Source organism: Empedobacter sp. GD03861 (genome assembly GCF_029840885.1).
Taxonomy (GTDB): domain Bacteria; phylum Bacteroidota; class Bacteroidia; order Flavobacteriales; family Weeksellaceae; genus Empedobacter; species Empedobacter falsenii_B.
The window spans coordinates 19,006-40,924 of record NZ_JAOCDJ010000017.1 but is presented as its reverse complement, the minus strand read 5'-3'; the positions used below and the strand labels follow the sequence as shown (position 1 = coordinate 40,924).

Here is a 21,919-nt window from a genome sequence, read left to right as displayed (position 1 = left end):
TTGGCATAGTTTTTAGTTTAATTTTGCAAAAACTTATTTAGAAAATTGTTAGCATACACTACATATAATCATCCAACGAGTACAGAATGGGTGACTTTTGTTCATGGAGCAGGAGGAAGTTCTACGATTTGGTTCAAACAATTGCGTGAATTTCGCAAACATTTTAATGTTTTGTTAATGGATTTGAGAGGACACGGACGTTCTAAGAAAAACTTGAAATCACTTTTCGAAAAACGTTATACGTTCAAATCGGTTTCAAAAGACGTCATTGATGTTTTAGATCATTTAAATATTGATAAAACACATTTTGTTGGGATGTCTTTGGGAACGATTGTAATTCGACAATTGGCAGAAGATTATTCGGAGCGATTCAAATCAATGGTGATGGGAGGCGCTATTATGAAAATTAATTTCCAATGTCAATTTTTGATTAATGTTGGAAATACGTTCAAACATATATTGCCTTATTTGATCTTGTATCGAATTTTTGCTTTCGCTATCATGCCAAAAAATACGCACAAAGAATCAAGGTTATTATTTATCAATGAAGCGAAAAAATTGTATCAAAAAGAATTTTTGAAATGGTTCAAACTTACTGCGGATGTCAATCCGTTGCTAAAATGGTTTCGAAAAGTTGAATTGAATATTCCGACTTTATATGTGATGGGAGCAGAAGATCATATGTTTTTGCCTTCGATTCAGGAATTAATAAAAGCACATACCAAACATTCAGAATTGATTGTTATCGAAGATTGTGGACATGTCGTGAATGTCGATCAACCACAAATTTTTAACGATAAAGTAATTGAATATATTCATCGAATTAAATAAAATAAACTAAAAAAAGCTTCTAATTAGGGAGCTTTTTTTAGTCTATATATCGTTGTATAAAATTATATCCTAAATCGTAATAATGTTTTTGATTATTTTCAAAAGTTAATTCAAATTGTTGACCATTTCCTTTTATACTAAGTAATTTACAAGGATTAATTTCTCCTAATTCTCCACCAAAATAATAGTAATAAAATTGTGTTTTATAGGTTTGTTGATTTTTTATTGATATTTTATTTGAAGGATGCTTCATTAATTCTGTCGAAAATAAGAAAGTTTGTGCTTTGCTTAATTGTTTTCCATTAATATTGATTAAACTGAGTAGTGGGAAGTATTCAGATTCATGGTATTTCTTTTTATTATTCATTAAAGAACCTGAATAAGTAAGAGCTAATTCTAAACTCGAATAAGAAGGATTCATTGGATAAGCATAAACACGTATCGATTTTATAATTTTATCCTTCTTTATGACAAGTAACAAATCTTCTGATTGATCTGTAATTTGTTCTTCATAATTATCTTTTAATGAAAGTAATTCTGCGTCATTAATTTTCTGCTCTAAAAATTGATGAAATTTTTTATCTAATTTACCTTCAAAAACGCCCTTTTTTCCATTAAAAGCTTCATTAGCGCTAATAATAGTTCCATTTTTTTGAATAGCGATATTTATTATACTACAACTTCCATAACAACCACTTGTCGTATAGATAATTTGATCATAATCTAATGGATTTTTGGTATTATTATCTCTTCTTCCAAGTGTATCAAGACTCGAATCATTATTATATTTGATAACCATTTCTTCTTTATTTATTGATAAAATTTTAAAAAATGGTTTTGGTTTACTGATAGAATCAAAATAATGAACTGTTGAATCTTTTACATTGAATTTGATTGAATTACCTAAAAATTTAGTAGGTATAAATTTTTTATGCTCTCGAATTCCATAAGTTTCATAGATACCATCATAATATCCTTTATTATTATATATTGAATCCTGATCGAATTTATAAATAACTGGATCTAAAACTGCCATTTTAGTTGACCAGTACCCTTGTATTTGTTCTAATAATTTATTGTCAGCTTCGGAATTATTTTTACAAGAATTAAAAGATAATATAAGTATAAAAAAATAGATGTATTTCATAAATAATATATTGAATTAAGATACAATAATTTATTTATGAAAAAAAGCTTCCAATTAGGAAGCTTTTTTTAGTTTATTTTAATCTTTTTTCTAACAAATCTGGGCGACGCTCTTTTGTACGTTCAATTGCTTGTTCATGCAGCCATTCCTCTATTTTAGGAAAGTTACCCGAAAGTAAAACATCAGGAACTTTAAGACCTTTATATTCGGCCGGACGCGTATAAATTGGTGGCGCCAACAAATCATCTTGAAACGAGTCTGAAAGGGCAGAAGTCTCATCTCCAATTACGCCTGGTAACAATCGAATAATAGAATCAGCCAAAATAATTGCGCCAAATTCTCCACCCGAAAGTACATAATCGCCAATCGAAATTTCTCTCGTCACATACATATCTCGAATACGTTGATCGATTCCCTTGTAATGTCCACAAATCATCATAAGATTTCCTTTCAACGACAAATCATTCGCAATTGTTTGATTCAACGTTTCACCATCTGGCGTCAAATAAATAATTTCATCATAAGTTCGTTCATCTTTCAATTTCGAAATCATTTTGTCCAAAGGCTCGCACATAATCACCATTCCAGAAGTTCCTCCGTACGGATAATCATCTACATGACGATAACGTCCTTTTCCAAAATCTCTCAAATCGTGAACATGAATTTCAGCTAAACCTTTGTCTTGCGCACGTTTCATAATCGAGGCAGAAAATGGACTAACTAATAATTCGGGTAAAACAGTGATAATATCTATTCGCATGCTGCAAAGATATTTGTTTAGCTACGTTTGCGCAAGTTTAAATCTATTTTTTGAATTTGATTGTTTTAACAGAATTTATAAATTCTTCTTGTGATTTTTCATCTAAATTGTAACCAATAAAATTAAATTTTGAAGTTGAGTTTTTAATAGTATCCATATAAACTGCGATTAATTTATGAGGATTTGATTGTATAAGTTTTGCTTTTTGTTGATCAATAACAATATAAGAAATCTGATATTTTGATTGTACAATAGAATCAATATTTGTTTTATGAAGTTTATTGATATATAACTCAGAGATTTTCTCCAATTCTAAATCAGGATTCTTTTTTAAGATAGTCGTAAAAATAGTATCAGTTATTTCACTGCTAAAATTATAATCACTACTTGCAAGTAAACCATAATTATAAATTAATGTATCATTATTTGGAGTAATAATACCTCCAACTTCAGAATCAATTCCGCCTAATTTCACTTTTTTCCAATCTTTCGGAATTTCCATAGAAAAACTTCTAAATTGAATCGTTTTATAATTGCTTTTATTACAAGAAATTAATCCAAATAATATGATGAATAACAAATATTTTAACAGATTATTCAAATGATTGATTTTCTTTTAAAATTAATAAATATAATTGATATTATTCATTAGCCTTATTCAAATGAAATCGAGTAAATTTGTCTAAAATTTTAATCAAATGTTTTTATATAACAGACATAGACGACTACGCAAAAATGAATCAATTCGTAGTATGATTCGCGAAAATCATTTGTCACCAAACGATTTTATTTTACCAATTTTTATGGCTGAAGGAGAAGGTGTGAAGGAAGAAATTGCAGCAATGCCAGGTATTTACCGCCAATCTCTTGACAATACTGTAAAAGAAGTAAAAGAAATTTGGGATTTAGGTATAAAATCAGTTAACATATATTGTAAAGTTAGTGATAACTTAAAAGATAACACAGGTAAAGAGGCTTGGAATCCAAACGGATTGATGCAAAATACTATCAAAGCAATTAAAGATGCTGTTCCAGAAATGATTGTAATGCCTGATGTTGCCTTAGATCCATATTCAATTTATGGTCACGATGGAATCATCAAAAATGGAGAAGTTATTAATGATGAAACAGTTGATGCTTTGGTAAAAATGACATTATCTCATGCAGAAGCTGGTGCAGATTTTGTTGCGCCTTCTGATATGATGGATGGTCGAATAGGAGCGATGCGTGCTGCGTTGGAGGAAAACGGTTTTCATAATGTAGGAATCATGACGTATGCTGCGAAATATGCATCATCTTTTTATGGACCTTTCCGTACAGCTTTAGATTCTGCGCCAGTTGATTCTCAAGAAATTCCGAAAGACAAAAAAACCTATCAAATGGATTACCATAATTCACAAGAAGCCTTGCGCGAAGCGATTGCGGATGTGGAAGAAGGTGCAGATATTTTGATGGTAAAACCAGGTATGGCTTATTTGGATATCGTGAAATTAGTGAAAGATAATTTACAAGTTCCAGTTTCAGTTTATCAAGTTTCTGGAGAATATGCAATGATAAAAGCTGCTGTAGAAAAAGGTTGGTTAGATAATGATAAAGTTATTTTAGAGTCTTTAACATGTTTTAAAAGAGCAGGAGCAGACCTAATTTCAACTTATTTTGCAAAAGAAGCTGCAAGATTATTGAATGATCAATAAATTAGTTCAAAATAGAAATAAAAAACCACTTCATTTGAAGTGGTTTTTTTGTGTTTTAAAGCGAATAATTAATCATTTTCGCTGTAAATTGTTGTTTTTCTAATGTAGATAGAAAATATTTTTGTTCAGCTTCAGCTTGTTCTTTTTTCTGATAATTCTTTTCGTAACCCGTTTGAATTTCTTTTAAAGAATTAATCGTTCCATTTTTCAATAAATAATTCTGAAACTTTGTATATCTATCTGCTAATTTGCCGTAGATATCCTTGTTATCGATGTTTGCTTCATAAACATCTGTCACATAAACTTCATTATCTTGTCCATAAGCGATGGAAAAAAAATAATAAGTTTGGTTATTCTTTGTTTGACTGAAAACCACCCCAGTAACAAAGAATAAAAATAGTACTAAACCTTTTTTCATTCAACCAAAATTTGAGCACGCAAGTTAATCATTATAACTTAATTAAAACCCTTGTTGTGTGATTTTATATTATTCGGTATAATTTTTTTATATTTGTGTCCTAAAATTGACTCAAAATGTTTCAAAATCTTCAGGATAAATTAGATAAAGCATTACATACCTTAAAAGGAAAAGGACAAATTACAGAAATTAACGTTGCTGAAACCGTAAAAGAGGTGCGTAGAGCCCTTGTTGATGCCGATGTTAGTTATAAAGTTGCAAAAGATTTTACAAATACTGTAAAAGAAAAGGCTTTAGGTGAAAACGTAATTACGTCGCTTAATCCTGGACAATTAATGGTAAAAATTGTTCATGATGAATTAGCAAAATTAATGGGAGGTGAGGTTACTGAACTGAAAGTAGACGATAATCCTACAATTATTTTGATAGCTGGTTTACAAGGTTCTGGTAAAACAACTTTTTCTGGTAAATTAGCTAATTTCCTAAAAACTAAGAAAAACAAAAAAGTATTATTAGTTGCTGGTGACGTTTATCGTCCAGCTGCCATCAATCAGTTACAAGTTTTAGGAGAGCAAATTGGTGTGGATGTTTATGCTGATTTAGAAAACAAAAATCCTGTAGAAATTGCTCAATCAGCGATTGCACAAGCAAAACAAAACGGAAATAATGTAATTATCGTTGATACAGCTGGTCGTTTGGCGATTGATGAGCAAATGATGGATGAAATTCGTCGCGTTCACCAAACAGTTAATCCTACCGAAACTTTATTTGTTGTAGACTCTATGACAGGTCAAGATGCGGTGAATACTGCAAAAGCTTTCAATGAAGTATTGAATTATAATGGAGTTGTTTTAACAAAATTAGATGGTGATACACGTGGTGGAGCTGCATTAACGATTAGAACGGTTGTTGACAAGCCAATCAAATTTATTTCTACTGGTGAGAAAATGGAAGCTTTAGATGTTTTCTATCCAGAACGTATGGCTGATCGTATTTTGGGAATGGGTGACGTTGTTTCGTTAGTAGAGCGTGCTCAAGAGCAATTTGACGAAGAAGAAGCAAAACGTTTACAAAAGAAAATTGCAAAAAATAGCTTCGATTTTGATGATTTCTTAAAACAAATTCAGCAAATCAAACGTATGGGTAATATGAAAGATTTGGTTGGAATGATTCCTGGTGCTGGAAAAGCGTTGAAAGATGTAGATATTGACGACAATGCTTTTAAAGGTGTTGAAGCGATTATTCACTCAATGACGAAAAAAGAGCGTCAAAATCCAAATATTATCGATAATTCTCGTAAGAAAAGAATTGCAGCTGGTTCTGGAACATCTTTACAAGAAGTGAATCAATTATTGAAACAATTCTCTGAAATGGGTAAAATGATGAAATTTATGAATTCTGCAAATGGTAAAAAGATGATGGAAACAATGTCTAAAAATATGCCTGCAGGTGGATTCCCAGGAATGCCAAAAATGTAATATCAATTATATATATAACTAAAAACCTCCAAATTATTGGAGGTTTTTTTATAGATTTTATTTTTGCTTCGTAAACGTTAAGTTTGAACCATTTGAACCATCAACATAGGATTGGTTCAATTTGTTAATTATAAATTTAATGAAAAATATTTAAACGCAACATTAAATATAAGTTAGTGGTATAAGTTTATTCAATTTAACATAATATATATTATAACATTATTATTTCTATGAAATATTAATGTTAATAATCTTTATTATGTTAAGTAAGGATTTAAACAATCTCCTATTTAGATATTTTTATAGAATTTAGATATCCTATCGGAATATCCATATGTTCTAATTATCCAAAATTAAATAATCCAAATAATCTTCAGAAACGTCTTTTATCATCAATTCATTTGCACTTACAGTTAAAGTTCGATTCATCAAATAAAAACTCGAACCTCCTAAGATTATGGTTATTTGTATTATCAACAAAATGATGGCGTAAAACGTTTTAATATCATTTTAAAGTAATTGGTAAAAAGTGTAACTTTAACCTCTAATTATATAATATTTTCTTGCCAAAATCTTTGGAAATTTGTCCTATAAAATTACTCTTATGAATGCACAAACACTTACTATACCGATTACCAATTTGAATTCAGAAAAAGATGTTGAACTCATCAATAAATTACTTTCTGAAATAGAAAATCTTGATGAATATACTGTGAATTTAGATGCTAAAACGATTAATGTTTCGGCAAAAAAATTATGGAAAGTCTCACCTAAAATCTATGAAATTTTAAAGCAAAATAACTTCAAAATAGATTCTGTCGAAAAATCGTATCCCGTTCTCAATATGACGTGTGCTTCATGCGCAAGCAGTTCTCAAGCAAATCTTAATCGTCAGTTGGGCGTTGTAAATGCGGAGGTGAATTACGGAAATGGAATGGGAAAAATCGAGTACATTCCTACTCTTGTTTCTCCAGAAAATTTGAAAAATGCTTTAGTAGAAGTTGGCTATGATTTGGTGATTGATGAGTCTAAAAATCAAGATGAAGAAATAGAACAACTTCACGAAGAAAAGTATAAAACGCTGAAAAATAAAGTGATTTGGGCGCTAATATTTGGAGTTCCTTTATTTATTATCGGAATGTTTTTTATGGATATGCCTTACGGAAATTACATTATGTGGGCACTTTCTACGCCAATTCTTTTCATTTTTGGACAACAATTTTTCGTCGGGGCTTGGAAACAATTGAAAAATAAATCGGCTAATATGGATACTTTGGTTGCTTTGAGTACTAGTGTAGCCTATCTTTTTAGCGTTTTCAATACATTATTTCCAGAATATTGGCACAGCAAAGGTTTACACGCGCATCCTTATTTCGAGGCTGCTGGTTTAATCATCGTTTTTATCTTGATTGGTAAATTGATGGAAGAACGTGCGAAAGGAAATACTTCCGAAGCGATCAAGAAATTAATCGGTTTACAACCTAATACTGTGTTGGTTGTGAAAGATGGAAATCAGGTTGAAGTGAAGATTGAAGATGTACAAATTGGCGATTTGATTGTTGCAAAACCTGGAGATAAAATTGCGGTTGATGGAATTATTGTTTCGGGAGAATCTTTTATCGATGAAAGTTCATTGACAGGAGAGCCAATTCCGGTAGAAAAAGGAATTGATGCGAATGTTTTTTCAGGAACTTTAAATCAAAACTCTCCTATTCAATATAAAGCCTTGAAAGTAGGGAATGATACACTTTTGTCTCAAATTATTCAATCAGTAAAAAATGCACAAGGAAGTAAAGCGCCAGTTCAACAATTGGTAGACAAAATTGCAGGTGTTTTTGTTCCGATTGTGATTATTATTGCAATTTTAACGTTTATTACTTGGTTAATTTTAGGTCAAGAAAATGCTTTTACAATGGCACTTTTATCGATGATTACTGTGCTTGTTATTGCTTGTCCTTGTGCACTTGGATTGGCAACGCCTACCGCGATTATGGTTGGAATGGGAAAAGGTGCTGAGCAAGGAATTTTGATCAAAAATGCCGAAAGTTTAGAATTAGCGAAGAAAATTGATACAATTATTTTAGATAAAACAGGAACAATTACCGAAGGAAAACCGAAAGTACAAGAATTGATTTGGTTTGATGATTCTGCTAAAAATGTACTTTATACAATCGAAAATAATTCGCAACATCCTTTAGCAAAAGCGATTATAGAACATATTGGTAAGCAAGATATTTTACCTGAACTAAAAATTGAAGATATATCTGGAAAAGGATTGAAAGCAAATGTTTTAGATAACGTTTATTATGTTGGAAAAACAAGTTGGATTACTGAATTAAATATTCAGATTGATGAAAAGGTTGAACAAGCTATTCAAGATTTTTCGACTAAAAATTATACCACTTCTTTCTTTGGAAATGATGAAAAAGTTTTGGGATTAATTGGAATTTCTGATGAAATAAAAGCTACTTCTGTTGAAGCTATTAATGCTTTTCACGAAAAAGGAATTGAAGTTTGGATGGTAACTGGTGACAATGAATTTTCGGCAAATGCAATTGCAAAACAAGTCGGAATTGATCAAGTTGTCGCAAATGCTTTACCAAATGATAAAATGAATATTATCAAAGATTTGCAACAAAAAGGAAAAGTTGTCGCAATGGTTGGTGATGGAATTAATGATAGTGCAGCGTTGGCTCAAGCAGATGTTTCGATTGCGATGGGAAATGGTTCTGATATAGCGATTGATGTGGCAGAAGTTACATTGATTGGAGGAGATTTGACAAAAATCGATCATGCGATTAATCTTTCAACACAAACAGTCAAAACAATTCATCAAAATTTATTCTGGGCATTTATTTACAATGTAATCGGAATTCCAATCGCTGCTGGAGTACTTTATCCAATTAATGGATTTTTGTTAGATCCTATGATTGCTGGTGCTGCAATGGCTTTGAGTAGTGTAAGTGTTGTAACAAATAGTTTATTGTTAAAGTATAAAAAGATTTAAAAAACTTTAAAATATTCATAAAAAAATCGGCTAAATATTTAGTCGATTTTTTTGTGTTTTATAACAAACGATCATCCCAATTATAATCTTCTAATTCTTTGATTTTAACCTTTGAAGAAAAATCAGGATGTTTTGTATTGATTAAATAATTATATTCTTTTGGAATGATTGACGATGGAACTTTGATAACCAAATATTTAAAATCCTGATACCAAGCAGAACCAATCTCTTGTAACTCGGGATAAGCCTCTACAGATTGCCAATTCCTAGGTAATTTAGGCTTCTTAATTTCATAAATTTCATCTTCTTCGCAATCAATTTCTATCACTAATAATTTGTACGAGTTATCAATGCTAATAGAACTTCTATGCACCACCAATTCTAAGGTTGAAAGCGCGCGAGAACTTCCTGCATAAATAACAAATTCATCATTTTTATTCCATCTGTTGGCAACTCCAGAAGCTTGTAATGATTTTGAATATTTCGCTTTACGAATATTGTAAACTAACATTGTTAGACGTTTTCTCCGTATTCTATCGCAGTCAAACGATTATCGATAAATTTGAGACCTGAAACTGTATCAAGAAAATCTGCTGGCGATTTTTTATCTAACAAAACATTAGGCGTTGTTAACCATTTCTCAAAATCATCTTTTGTATTGAAAACCTCCAAACCGTGCTTGTATAAAGAAATCAATAAAACAATATGCTCTTTTGTATTGTCTTTAAGAGATACATCTTTTGTTTTGTAATTTCTGTAGGTACGCGTTGTGATATTTAACCAACTTGAGATTATTTCGTCTTTTAGCGTTGATAATTCATCAAGATATTGAATGTATTTTTGATCAATATTATAACGATTTACGTAAAAATAAACACTCGTAAAATCTCTTACTTCAGGGATTTCATTTATGATTTGTTCGTATTTTTTTAGTTTAACAGTTGCCATAATTCTAAACTTTTACTAAAGTTACAATTTTTCCACTTAATAAAGGAACTTTTTCTCAAATTTAAATAAATTTAACAAAAAAAGAGGCTGCTTAGGCAACCTCTTCTTATATAATGATTTAAAATTTCTTATTTCAAAGAACCAACCATATCTTCTGGTTTTACCCATTCGTCAAATTCTTCAGCAGTTACATACCCTAATGCGATTGCAGTTTCTTTTAACGTTGAGTTATTTTTGTGAGCTGTTTGAGCAATTTCAGCAGCTTTGTAGTAACCAATTTTTGTATTAAGTGCTGTAACCAACATTAATGAATTATCAACTAATTCTTTGATACGAGCATAATTTGGCTCAATACCTTGCGCACAATGCTCATCAAAAGACACACAAGCATCTCCTAATAAACGTGCAGATTGCAAGAAGTTTGCAGCCATAACTGGTTTGAAAACATTCAATTCGTAATGACCTTGAGTTCCACCAATTGTAATCGCAACATCGTTACCCATAACTTGAGCTGCAACCATTGTTAATGCCTCACATTGAGTTGGATTTACTTTACCTGGCATGATAGAAGATCCTGGTTCGTTTTCTGGAATGATAATTTCTCCAATACCTGAACGAGGTCCAGAAGCTAACATACGAACGTCATTTGCAATTTTGTTTAATGAAACAGCTAATTGTTTCAAAGCTCCGTGAGTTTCTACGATTGCATCGTGAGCAGCTAATGCTTCGAACTTATTTTCTGCTGTTACAAATGGATGACCTGTAAATTCAGCAATGTATTTAGCAACTAAAACATCGTATCCTTCTGGCGTGTTAAGACCTGTACCTACAGCAGTTCCACCTAAAGCAACTTCAGATAAATGCTCTAGTGTATTTCTTAAAGCTTTTAAACCGTGATTTAATTGCGCTACATATCCAGAAATCTCTTGACCTAATGTTAATGGCGTTGCATCCATTAAGTGTGTACGACCAATTTTTACAACAGATTTAAATTCTTCAGCTTTCTTAGCTAATGTATCACGTAATTGCTCAACACCTGGAATTGTTACTTCAACAACTGCTTTGTAAGCAGCAATGTGCATACCTGTTGGGAAAGTATCATTAGAAGATTGAGATTTGTTAACGTCGTCATTCGCTTTAAGAACTGGTTCACCTTCTCCAATTTTGAATCCAGCTAAAACTTGCGCACGATTAGCAACAACTTCATTCACATTCATATTAGATTGAGTTCCTGAACCTGTTTGCCAAATTACTAAAGGAAATTGATCATCTAATTTTCCTGCTAAAATTTCGTCACATACAGCAGCAATAGCATCACGTTTTTCAACTGGTAAAACACCTAATTCAGCATTTGCATAAGCAGCAGCTTTCTTTAAGTATGCGAAACCTTCTACAATTTCGTGAGGCATAGAAGCCGCAGGACCAATTTTAAAGTTGTTACGAGAACGTTCTGTTTGAGCACCCCAGTATTTATCTGCAGGAACTTTTACTTCCCCCATGGTGTCTTTCTCAATTCTGTATTCCATTTTGGTATTTTTTATTATTTATATATTGTTTACTTATCTCACAAATTTAAGAAATCGTTTGATGAAAGAAAAGTGATTAATGTTAGTATTTCTATAAATTTTATTTACTAAGTTTGTATCACATAAAAATAAAATCATGATTCAATTTTTAGGTTTCTTATTATTCTTAACAATCGCTTTATGCGGATTCTGGGGTATCATCTTTTTTGCAACGATGGCTATTTCTTGGATTCCATTTTGGGTTGCGAATTTAAGAAAAGAAAAAGCTGGAATAGTAACAGCAGAAGATCCTCGTCCGATTTTACCAAATCAAGAAGGAATCACAGTATTATTCAAAAAATAATAAGCTGTAAAAAAAAATTAAAAGGAACTTGACGAAGTTCCTTTTTTTATTTATTCGACTTTCGAATCTTCTTCATAATTTCCTTCCAAATAATTTTTCAAACTAATTCGGATAATTTCTGTCCAACCAGCTTCAAAACTTTCGCGCGAGAAATTTTTATCATCAGGCGGAAAAGTTTCAATTCCTTCATGAATTAGCGTTAATTTTGTTTGCGGAACAATTTCATCTGTTAATTCATCCAAAATAAATGTAACAACAGAATTTCCTTCGTAGACAGGATATTTCCATGTATAAGCTAACAATTTAGTCGGCTCTACTTCTACTATTTTACAGTGATGTAAATACGATCCGCCATAAAACTCAAATTCGAATCCAACTTCTGGAACAAACTTCTTAATATCAAAATACCATTTATCAAAAGCAGATTTTGTCGTTAAGGCATTCCACACTTTATCAATTGAAACATCAAAAATTTCTACTATTTCTACAGGCTTTGCACTCATATTCTATTTTTTTATGATTTTGTTTAATTTACTAATTTTTTAATTATTATTTAAATTTAGCCCAAAATTTAATTGTTACATTTGCTATGTGTAAAATTTTTAAAATGAAATTTAATAAAACTTTTTTAAGTGTTTTAGGACTATTTGCTGGTCTTTCGCTATATGCGCAACAAGAGGTTAGCCGTCCAAAACTAGTAGTTGGTATCGTTGTCGATCAAATGCGATGGGATTATTTATATCGTTACCAAGATAGATATTCTACAGGAGGTTTCAATCGTATGTTAAACGAAGGTTTTAGCAACGAAAACACCTATATTCCTTATATACCTACTTATACAGCTATTGGTCATAGTACTATTTATACGGGTTCTGTACCTGCTATTCACGGAATTGCTGGGAACGATTTTATCATTCAAGCAACAGGACAAGAAATGTATTGTACACAAGATGACGCTGTAAATGGGGTTGGTACTTCTTCAAAAGCTGGAAAAATGTCTCCAAAAAACTTGTTGACATCTACAGTTACTGATCAATTAAAATTAGCAACAAATTTTCGTTCAAAAGTATATGGAGTTTCGTTAAAAGATCGTGGAGGAATATTACCTGCAGGTCATTTTGCTGATGCTGCTTTTTGGTTTGAAGGGGAATCAGGAAATTGGGTTTCGAGTACATTTTATATGAATGAGTTGCCAAAATGGTTGCAAAAATTCAATGATAAAAAAGTTGCTGAAAAATATTTAGACAAATGGAACACACTTTACCCGATTGATACGTATGTACAAAGTGAAAAAGATGGAAATCCATACCGCGAAAATTATAAAGGATTGGATAAAATGCAATTTCCTTATGATTTGAAAGCATTGAAAAAAGACAATGGTTTAGGTTTGATTCGCTCTACTCCTTTCGGAAATTCGTTGACAAAAGATATCGCAATCGAAATTATTGATAACGAAAAATTAGGTCAAAACGAGAAAGGAATTACAGATTTCTTAGCGGTTAGTTTTTCTTCTACCGATTATGTTGGACATCAATTTACGCCAAATACAATCGAAGCTGAGGATACTTATTTGCGTTTAGATAAAGATTTGGAACAATTATTTAATCACTTAGACCAAAAAGTTGGAAAAGGACAATATTTAGTTTTCTTGACTGCAGATCATGGTGGAGCTCATAATCCTAAATATTTCCAAGATAAAAAAGGTAATGCAGGATACTTTCCAACTGGAGAAGTAAAAAAAGGATTAAACGCTAAATTACAAGAGAAATTCAAATCTACTGATATTGTACGCTCATTAACAAATTATCAGGTTCATTTGAATTATCAAACGATCGAACAAAATAAATTAGACGAAGAAGATATCAAAGAAGAAATCGTAAAGTTTATGCAAAAAGTTGATGGTGTTTCTTTCGTAGCTGATATGGATAAAATTGGAGAAGCTTCTATTCCTGCGATTATCAAAGAACGAATGGTTAACGGTTACAATCGTAAACGTAGCGGTGCTATTACTTATATTTTAGAACCACAATGGTACGGCGGAAAACAAAATGCTGGAGGAACAACACACGGAACTTGGGGGGCTTACGATGCTCACATTCCATTTGTTTTGATGGGTTGGGGTATAAAACATGGTAAAAATAATAACCGTGTTTATATGACAGATATCGCACCTACAGTTGCCGCTTTGCTACATATAGAAGAGCCAAACGGAAATATTGGCGAACCAGTTTCTGAAGTAACAAATCCAAAATAATCTTATAAAAGATAATTCTAAAAACGCAACTTAATTAGTTGCGTTTTTTTTTGTTTCTATAATTATTATTTACTCTATTTCAATTGTTTAAATTTTATAATTAAAGAAATTAACGATTAACATCTATAACATTATTTTGATAAATAATAAGCTCATATTAGTTTTTCCTAGAGGTATAGATCGATCTGGCAACGTTGGAAATGCTTCGGAAAAATGGACTTCAAAATACGGAAGTGTAATTGCAAGTGCTTGGGACATTGCGACAACAGATGGCATGAACGAAAAAGGACTTGTTGCGAATGTTTTGTGGTTAGTAGAAAGCCAGTATCCTCAATTTAATCCAAAAGGAACAAAGCCAGGTGTTACAATTGCAGCTTGGGCACAATATGTTTTAGATAATTATGCTACAGTAAAAGAAGCTGTAGATGATTTGAGAAAAGAAAAATTTGTAATTGTTTCTGACTACATTCCAGGTACTCAAAAATTTACAACTTTACATCTTTCAATTTCTGATGCAAATGGAGACAATGCAATTTTCGAATATGTAAACGGGAAATTAAAAATACACCATGATCCTTCTTATACAGTAATGACAAATTCTCCAGTTTTTGATGAGCAATTAGCAATTAATCAATATTGGAAAGGGATTCCAGGAACAATTATGTTACCAGGAACTAACAGAGCTGCTGATCGTTATGTAAGAGCATCATATTACATTAATGCAATTCCGCAAACCGCTGATACTCGCACTTCTATTGCAAGTGTTTTTAGTGTTATCAGAAATGTATCGGTTCCGTTAGGAATTTCTTCAGAAGCAGAACCTAACATATCGTCTACAAGATGGAGATCAGTTTCTGATCATAAAAATCTTGTTTATTACTTTGAAACTACAAAAACTCCAAATACATTTTGGGTTGATTTAAAGAAAATTGATTTTGGTAAAAATGCAAAAACAAAACGATTAAGCGTAAGTAAAAATGAAACGTATGCTGGCGAAACTTCACAACTTTTTAGTGATACAAAACCATTTACATTTGTTGGAATTTAGATCGAAAAATTAATCAATATTTTTCTTGCAAATAGTTCTAAATCAACATTCAATATGATTGCCAATAACAAACATTTTATATCTGCCTTTTTATTATTAGGATCTATTGTTTATGCTCAAAAATCAAATGATACAATTGATATTTCGATAAGACCTTACACTAGTTTGAGAGGTCATCTTGCTGTGCATGATAAAGTAATGGAGCTACAAGAAAATGCCTCTCGTGCTGGAATTGAAATTAATCTAAAAAAAGGAAATATTGCATTTGTAGCTGGTATTGAACTCCAAATAAATATGTTCAAAGGTAACTCGTCGTTTAATGTTGATGGAAATTTAGATAGTGATCTTTTGACAATTGTTTCAGAACAAAAACAACAAGTTTTTGGTAATCGCTTGGGTTACTTAGGTATTGATTTGTCTAAATATGGTAAAATAACATTTGGTAAACAATGGAGTGTTTACCGTGATGTTACAGCTTATACAGATCGTTTTAATGTATTTGGAGGACGCGCTTCTGCAACTTTTACAGGTGGAACAGATGGTGGTTTGCTAGGAACAGGACGAGCAGATCAATCAATAATTTATAGAAATAAAATTAAAGCTTTTCAATTTGGTGCTCAAATCCAAACAAAAGGTGGAAATGATGATAAGATTATTGATGGTTTTGGTTTTTCAGCTCAATTAGAATTAAATCAAAATATTAGTATTGGAGCTGCATTTAACCGTGCTTTTATAGCTCAAAACTTAATTGATGATAATCATATCTTAGGTTTATCAGGACATCCAACTTTTTATTCAATTGGTTTAAAATATACGAGTAAACAATTTGATGTTAGTCTACTTGGAATTTTACAGCAAAATGGTGATTTTATACCTATTTCATATCAATCTGAAAATACAATTAATCCTTCATATGTTTTTGATGCAAAAGGTTTTGAGACAGCGTTGAAATATAAACTAAATAAATTTTCAATTTTAGGAGGTTATAATTTATATGTTCCTGAAACAAAGAAATCTGTAGAAAATATAATCATTGATAAAAATTTCAGACGAAGTGATTTCATTACAGGATTAGAATATTATCCGATGAAATATGTACAATTATATACAGAACAGCGTATCTCTTTTGGTAAAAATTATGTTGGTAAAAAAGAACAAAGTGTTTTTACATTGGGAATGAAACTAGATTTATCTAGACAATTTAATAAGAAACTTAACCTATAATAAAACCATAACTAACTTAACTTTTCTCTCTATTATTTGAAATAATTAATAAAACGAAACTTTAAAAAATTATGTTTAACTTTTTTCAAAAAAGCACATTTTTAATTCTATTAGCATCAAGTACGCAAACATTTGCTCAAGACTCAATTCAGCCAGATGATTCTTGGCATTTCAAAGTAGAGCCAAATATGATGTTGCCTCATATGAAAGGAAAAGCGAGTGTTTCTCGACTTCCGAATGTACATGTAAGTCAATCCCCTTCAGACTTTTTTGAGCATTTGAAATTTGCTGGAATGTTAACTTTTGAAGCCGAAAATAAAGATTGGGTGATTACATCTGATATTATTTATGCTTCTTTAGCTGCAAATGTTAAAAAAGACCCTTTAGTTTTGGATGGTAAATTAACAGCAAAACAATTCTCTTTTGAAGCAGGTTTATTGAGAAAAATTACACCTTGGCTAGAAGCTGGTATTAGTATGAACCTTGTAAATATTAAATCTGGATTTGATGTAAATCTAATCAATCCAGTTTCTTTAAAACCAATGCATTTAGATCGTAGTATTTCTAAAACTTGGGTAGATCCAATGTTAGTTGCAAGAACAAGAAGTTTACCAAACAAAAAGTTTTTGTATAATGTTTCTGGAGAAATTGGAGGATTTGGAATCGGATCAAAATTAGCATGGCAATTAGAAGGATTGGCTGGTTATCAATTTTCTGATTTATTTTACGCAATGGCGGGCTATCAAATCATAAGTATGGACTACGAGAAAGGAAGTAACAATTCCAACTTTGTTTATGATATGGATATGTTTGGACCAATGATAAAAGTTGGCTTTAACTTAAAATAATAACCTTAAAATAAATATATTATGAAAAAATTATTTGTATTATGTGCTTTTACAAGCATATTATTCACAGCTTGCGAAAAAAAGACTGAAAGTACTCCTACCACTGAAAATAAGTCATCACAAAAAATCGATGATTCTACTTCTCAATCTGCTTTAGATTGGGACGGAACTTATGAGGGCGTGATTCCTTGTGCTGATTGTGAAGGAATTAAAACAGAATTAACCTTAAATCAAGATAATACATATGGTAATTCAATTTCATTAAAAACAAAAGACGATGAATATAAACGTTATAAGGTTGGAGAGAATATTTTATTCCAATTAGATTTAGAAGGAAATGAAATTACTGGAGCTTTAGCACAAAATTATCAGTTAAAGAAAAAATAAATAAGATAGATAAGAAAACGTAACCAAATATGGTTGCGTTTTTTTACTTTTATAAAAAATAAATTAGAAATGACTTTCAATTCACCAATCATATCAACACAAGAATTACATGATAATCTAGATCTTAAAAATTTAATTATTTTAGATTGTACGATTGATAAAGTTGGACAATCAATAAAAGATCAAGAATTAAAATTAATTCCGAATTCTATTTTCTTTGATTTGGAAGGAAAATTTTCTGATCATTCTTCGCAATTTCCTCATACACTTGTTGATGAAAAAACTTTTACAAAAGAAGCTCAAAATTTGGGCATTAATCAAAATTCTATCATCGTTTGTTATGATCGTTGGGGAGTTTATTCGAGTCCGAGAGTTTGGTGGATGTTCAAAGCAATGGGACACAATGAAGTATATGTTTTAGATGGCGGATTACCTGTTTGGATGGATAATAATTTTGTCACAACTTCTATTTATTTTCAATCTACTGTAAAAGGTAACTTTATTGCTGATTTTCAATTAAATTGGTTTGCCTATACACAAGTTATATTAAATGCAATAAATGATGATTCGAAAATAATTATAGATGCACGATCAGAAGGGCGTTTCAAGGGTACTTCTTCTGAGCCAAGACAAGGTTTACGAAGCGGACATATTCCAACTTCTAAGAATTTATTTTTTGAAAATGTTTTGGCTGATACAACATATAAATCAAAAGAAGAACTGAAAGCAATTTTCGAAAAATTGACAGATTCATCCAAAGAAAATATTTTTTCGTGTGGTTCTGGAGTTACAGCTTCCATCCTAGCCTTAGCTTCGACAATTGCAGGTTTTGATAAGGTAAAAGTTTATGATGGGTCTTGGTCTGAATGGGGCGCTGACGAAAATTTACCGATTGAAAGATAGTTTAAAACTATTTTGCATGATTTACAAATCCGAGTTTTTTACTCGGATTTGTAAATTTTAAGCTAAATGTTTTTATTTTTTTGGTAAGAAAACTTCCGCCATCATACAGCGAGCGCTTCCTCCTCCTAATTTTTCAATCAAATTTATCTTAACAGGTAATATTGGATTATAAGCCTCAATTTTAGAAATTTGTTCTTGATCAAGAGAATTATAAGCTATTTGTGACATCACTAAATATGATTGTCCTAAACCGCCAACTTGCAACATATTTCCTGCAAATTGATGCATTTGCGCTTCTGTGATTGCAATAATCTCTTTTCCAGCTTCTAATAAATACTCACAAACTGTTTTCTTTTCTTTTTTATCATCGATAGAATCCAAACAAATAATCGCATACTTATCTGCAATACACATCATTACATTTGTATGATAAATTGGTTTGCGTTCTCCATTTACAGTTTGATTCGCATGAAAAATAACTGGCGTATATTCTAATTCCTCACAAAATTCAATCAATAAATCTTCATCAGTTCGTTGAGAAATACATGCATAAGCCAATTCATGTTCGCGATCAAGAATAATACTTCCTGTTCCTTCTAAGAAAATTTCGTCTTCTTCTGCCGATGTAAAATCAATCACATCATCAATATGAAAACCTTTTTCTTCCAACAAACTCAATACATCTTCTTCACGACGCTCTTGTCTCCTATTTTTTGCAAACATCGGATACAATACTACATTTCCGTTATCGTGAAATGAAATCCAGTTGTTTGGGAAAATTGAATCTGGTGTATGTGGCGAAGCAGTATCTTTGATTGTGATAACATTTACACCTTTCGAACGCAAAGCAGAAACCATTCCTTGAAATTCTTCTAATGCTTGTTTCTGAATATCTTCTTGAGAATCTGTCGTTTCTGTTTGGAAATAATTGTTAACAGCGGTTTCAGGATTGTAATAAAAAGCTGTTGGCTCAACCATCAAAATAGTTGACGTATATTGTTTTTGTTTCATGTTATTTTCTAATTAATGCCATTGTAGAACATCTTAGTAAACCTCCCATTTTAGAAACTTCGCGGTAATTAATTCGTTCCACTTTTATGTTCCATACATTTTCTAAATGATCATTTAAACGTATAAAATTTTTCTCAGAAACAACAACTTCAGGAGAAATTGAAAACACATTTGGATTCATCCAATACATTTCTTCTTTTGTTACTTCGAATAAATTTTCTTTTCCAAAAATATCGACAATTTGCTGATATTCATTCTCAAATAAAAAGCCATCTTTGTAAATAATTGCTTTGTCTTTCCCAACAGGATTGAATGTGCAATCTAAATGTAAAATTCCTTCATATGGATTTTCATCATTCTTTTTCAATTCAAAATCCAAGACTTTTTTATTCGGAAATTTAGCTTTGATATACTCTACAAACTCAACATTTGTACGTCCTGTTTTATAATTTTTGAAATCTGCTTGTTTGTACGTTCCAACAAAAATAAAATCGTTATACAAAATCACATCGCCACCTTCTACATAAACTTCTTCTGGTAATGCATTGATTTTATTTCCTTTAAATTGACGTTTTATTTCGCGATACGCTTGCAATTCTTCTAAACGATCTGGAATAATATTCGCGATAAAGAATTCATCATCAATTACAAAACCGACATCTCGAGAAAAAACTTGGTTGCAATCTTCGATCAATGTTGGACGTAAAACTTCAACATTATACTTCTTCAAAACTTGTTCAAATTCTGACATTTCCGCAATCAAATCTTCTTCTTTTGGATAATCGTTATTCTTTACGGTTTCATAAGATTTGGCATCGAACGTCTGATCAAGTGTTGGATTAGCTCCGTTAGATTCTGCTCGACCCAAGACTACAGTTTGCAGTTGAGCCGTTTCATTCTGTACATTTAATCGCATAATTTATTGTAGTTTTTAATTTTATGTTCCAAAAAAAATCCCGCAATAGCGAGATTTAATTTTGTATAAATATACATTTTATTTTTGAATTCCTAAAGCTTTCAAACCATTTACTGTTGCAATATTTGAAAGTTGTTCCACATCATAAAAGTGACAAGACTCTAGCATTACTCTCAATTCTGTAAGTAAATGACCATCAGAAAAAGGTTTATAAATATCATTAATATTATCTGTTCCGAAGGCAACGTTAATTCCTCTTGGAATCATTTCATCAACTGGCGTTACCGAGTTGTGCGAAGGCGCCAAACGCTCTGTACGATTGTGATCTATCCAAGCAGTTGGACAAGAAACAATGTGCATATCTGCTTTTTTAATTAAATCATATAATTCGTAACGATATTTTCTTGGATGAGCCGCTACAGAAATTGAGTGAACCGCAGAAACTTTTCCTTGCATTCCGTGTTCAATCGTTTTCAAAGCTAATTGTTCCGTTTCTTTTTCTTCGTCTGTGTTAAATTGATCAACATGAACGTGAACCAATTTATTTTTTGCTTTTGCAGTTGATAATAAAATATCTAAATGCTCATCTTCTCGACCGAAATCTTTTGCAGGTAAACCTCCGATAATATCCACAAAATCAGAAGACATATCAAACCATTCGCGCGCTTTAGGATCAATAACCCCTTTCAACACTTGGTTTGCAAAACGCATTTCGATGTCTTTTCCGTAATTATCTTTTAAGCGTTGAGCTGCTTGTATACTACGATCTTCAATTACTTCATCTGCATCAATAAACGAACCAATTGCTTGACAACCTTGCTCTAACATGAAATTAATTGCTTTTTCCATTCGGAAATAAATATCATCAACAGATGAATTGCGTTTCATATCATCAACTAAATGCCATTTTTCTTTTAGGTAAGAATTAGATAATGCGAAAGTGTCCGAAGTCAATGAATAAGCTCTGTCTAAGTGTGAATGCGTATTAACCCAACCTCCTTTTTCGTTGATTTTTTCAAGTACTTCTTCAATTGGATTATAGTTTTGTTTGTTCATCGTGAGTTTGTTTGTTTTCGGGATGTAAAATTAATAAGATTATTCAAGAGAAATGAAGCGATATTATCAAAAAGATTTGTGTAACTTTGTGCCTTTGTTAGTAACATCAGCGAATAATAA

General features: G+C 31.3%; 22 protein-coding genes. 11 read left to right on the top strand and 11 right to left on the bottom strand.

Annotated elements, in window-relative coordinates; translation table 11 throughout:
• The first annotated feature begins 45 nt into the window (after window positions 1-45).
• Window positions 46-831, top strand: coding sequence for an alpha/beta hydrolase (locus N5D03_RS09520; RefSeq protein WP_280051495.1), 786 nt, complete (start codon window positions 46-48; stop codon window positions 829-831).
• Between the two features lie 37 nt (window positions 832-868).
• Here the strand turns inward: N5D03_RS09520 and N5D03_RS09515 are convergent, their stop codons facing one another.
• The 3 genes from N5D03_RS09515 to N5D03_RS09505 all read right to left on the bottom strand — a co-directional run bounded on the left by N5D03_RS09515 (window position 869) and on the right by N5D03_RS09505 (window position 3,240).
• Window positions 869-1,867: a DUF6438 domain-containing protein gene (locus N5D03_RS09515; protein ID WP_280051493.1), complete on the bottom strand. Its 999-nt coding sequence runs from the start codon at window positions 1,865-1,867 to the stop codon at window positions 869-871.
• Window positions 1,868-2,051: 184 nt separating this feature from the next.
• On the bottom strand, window positions 2,052-2,738 hold the full coding sequence (gene trmD, locus N5D03_RS09510) for a tRNA (guanosine(37)-N1)-methyltransferase TrmD (RefSeq protein WP_280051491.1): 687 nt from the start codon (window positions 2,736-2,738) through the stop codon (window positions 2,052-2,054).
• 43 nt (window positions 2,739-2,781) lie between these two features.
• Window positions 2,782-3,240: a hypothetical protein gene (locus N5D03_RS09505; protein ID WP_280051489.1), complete on the bottom strand. Its 459-nt coding sequence runs from the start codon at window positions 3,238-3,240 to the stop codon at window positions 2,782-2,784.
• Between the two features lie 196 nt (window positions 3,241-3,436).
• On the opposite strand from N5D03_RS09505, the gene hemB reads away from it, so the two are divergent.
• The gene (gene hemB / locus N5D03_RS09500; protein ID WP_038334133.1) at window positions 3,437-4,432 is read left to right on the top strand and encodes a porphobilinogen synthase; all 996 of its coding nucleotides are present in this window, start codon (window positions 3,437-3,439) and stop codon (window positions 4,430-4,432) included.
• A 55-nt stretch (window positions 4,433-4,487) separates the two neighbouring features.
• Here the strand turns inward: hemB and N5D03_RS09495 are convergent, their stop codons facing one another.
• The gene (locus N5D03_RS09495) at window positions 4,488-4,850 is read right to left on the bottom strand and encodes a hypothetical protein (protein ID WP_038334136.1); all 363 of its coding nucleotides are present in this window, start codon (window positions 4,848-4,850) and stop codon (window positions 4,488-4,490) included.
• A gap of 116 nt (window positions 4,851-4,966) precedes the next feature.
• Between N5D03_RS09495 and ffh the strand changes: the two genes are divergently transcribed.
• Both ffh and N5D03_RS09485 read left to right on the top strand, forming a co-directional pair.
• Entirely contained in the window at window positions 4,967-6,328 is a 1,362-nt protein-coding gene (ffh, locus tag N5D03_RS09490; RefSeq protein ID WP_038334138.1) for a signal recognition particle protein, read from the top strand.
• A 604-nt stretch (window positions 6,329-6,932) separates the two neighbouring features.
• Window positions 6,933-9,335: a heavy metal translocating P-type ATPase gene (locus N5D03_RS09485; RefSeq protein ID WP_280051487.1), complete on the top strand. Its 2,403-nt coding sequence runs from the start codon at window positions 6,933-6,935 to the stop codon at window positions 9,333-9,335.
• Between the two features lie 58 nt (window positions 9,336-9,393).
• On the opposite strand, the gene N5D03_RS09480 is transcribed toward N5D03_RS09485, so the two are convergent.
• From N5D03_RS09480 to fumC, 3 genes are all read right to left on the bottom strand, one after another.
• Window positions 9,394-9,846 carry an RES family NAD+ phosphorylase gene (locus N5D03_RS09480; protein WP_280051486.1) on the bottom strand — a complete coding sequence of 151 codons (453 nt, stop codon included), beginning with the start codon at window positions 9,844-9,846 and terminating at the stop codon, window positions 9,394-9,396.
• Between the two features lie 2 nt (window positions 9,847-9,848).
• Window positions 9,849-10,283 carry an MbcA/ParS/Xre antitoxin family protein gene (locus N5D03_RS09475; protein ID WP_038334185.1) on the bottom strand — a complete coding sequence of 145 codons (435 nt, stop codon included), beginning with the start codon at window positions 10,281-10,283 and terminating at the stop codon, window positions 9,849-9,851.
• Window positions 10,284-10,411: 128 nt separating this feature from the next.
• Entirely contained in the window at window positions 10,412-11,809 is a 1,398-nt protein-coding gene (gene fumC, locus N5D03_RS09470) for a class II fumarate hydratase (RefSeq protein WP_180904387.1), read from the bottom strand.
• A gap of 136 nt (window positions 11,810-11,945) precedes the next feature.
• On the opposite strand from fumC, the gene N5D03_RS09465 reads away from it, so the two are divergent.
• Window positions 11,946-12,152, top strand: a complete 207-nt coding sequence (locus tag N5D03_RS09465) for a hypothetical protein (protein WP_038334195.1) — start codon at window positions 11,946-11,948, stop codon at window positions 12,150-12,152.
• 50 nt (window positions 12,153-12,202) lie between these two features.
• Here N5D03_RS09465 and N5D03_RS09460 read toward each other — a convergent pair whose 3' ends face one another.
• Window positions 12,203-12,655, bottom strand: a complete 453-nt coding sequence (locus N5D03_RS09460; RefSeq protein WP_115000556.1) for an SRPBCC domain-containing protein — start codon at window positions 12,653-12,655, stop codon at window positions 12,203-12,205.
• A gap of 104 nt (window positions 12,656-12,759) precedes the next feature.
• On the opposite strand from N5D03_RS09460, the gene pafA reads away from it, so the two are divergent.
• From pafA to N5D03_RS09430, 6 genes are all read left to right on the top strand, one after another.
• Window positions 12,760-14,406 carry an alkaline phosphatase PafA gene (gene pafA / locus N5D03_RS09455; RefSeq protein ID WP_280051484.1) on the top strand — a complete coding sequence of 549 codons (1,647 nt, stop codon included), beginning with the start codon at window positions 12,760-12,762 and terminating at the stop codon, window positions 14,404-14,406.
• Between the two features lie 136 nt (window positions 14,407-14,542).
• Entirely contained in the window at window positions 14,543-15,454 is a 912-nt protein-coding gene (locus N5D03_RS09450; RefSeq protein ID WP_280051483.1) for a linear amide C-N hydrolase, read from the top strand.
• Between the two features lie 54 nt (window positions 15,455-15,508).
• Window positions 15,509-16,678 (top strand): porin, encoded by a 1,170-nt coding sequence (locus N5D03_RS09445; protein ID WP_257468194.1) that lies wholly within the window; start codon window positions 15,509-15,511, stop codon window positions 16,676-16,678.
• Window positions 16,679-16,749: 71 nt separating this feature from the next.
• Window positions 16,750-17,526, top strand: a complete 777-nt coding sequence (locus N5D03_RS09440; RefSeq protein ID WP_115000558.1) for a hypothetical protein — start codon at window positions 16,750-16,752, stop codon at window positions 17,524-17,526.
• Between the two features lie 21 nt (window positions 17,527-17,547).
• Window positions 17,548-17,913 (top strand): copper resistance protein NlpE, encoded by a 366-nt coding sequence (locus N5D03_RS09435; RefSeq protein WP_280051482.1) that lies wholly within the window; start codon window positions 17,548-17,550, stop codon window positions 17,911-17,913.
• A gap of 69 nt (window positions 17,914-17,982) precedes the next feature.
• On the top strand, window positions 17,983-18,816 hold the full coding sequence (locus tag N5D03_RS09430; protein WP_280051480.1) for a sulfurtransferase: 834 nt from the start codon (window positions 17,983-17,985) through the stop codon (window positions 18,814-18,816).
• 72 nt (window positions 18,817-18,888) lie between these two features.
• On the opposite strand, the gene N5D03_RS09425 is transcribed toward N5D03_RS09430, so the two are convergent.
• The 3 genes from N5D03_RS09425 to N5D03_RS09415 form a co-directional block, all read right to left on the bottom strand.
• Complete coding sequence (locus N5D03_RS09425; RefSeq protein ID WP_280051479.1) at window positions 18,889-19,827, bottom strand: arginine deiminase-related protein; 939 nt, start codon at window positions 19,825-19,827, stop codon at window positions 18,889-18,891.
• Between the two features lies 1 nt (window position 19,828).
• Window positions 19,829-20,743 (bottom strand): amidinotransferase, encoded by a 915-nt coding sequence (locus N5D03_RS09420; RefSeq protein ID WP_280051478.1) that lies wholly within the window; start codon window positions 20,741-20,743, stop codon window positions 19,829-19,831.
• A 78-nt stretch (window positions 20,744-20,821) separates the two neighbouring features.
• Window positions 20,822-21,799 carry an amidohydrolase family protein gene (locus tag N5D03_RS09415; RefSeq protein WP_125349365.1) on the bottom strand — a complete coding sequence of 326 codons (978 nt, stop codon included), beginning with the start codon at window positions 21,797-21,799 and terminating at the stop codon, window positions 20,822-20,824.
• Between the last annotated feature and the right edge of the window lie 120 nt (window positions 21,800-21,919).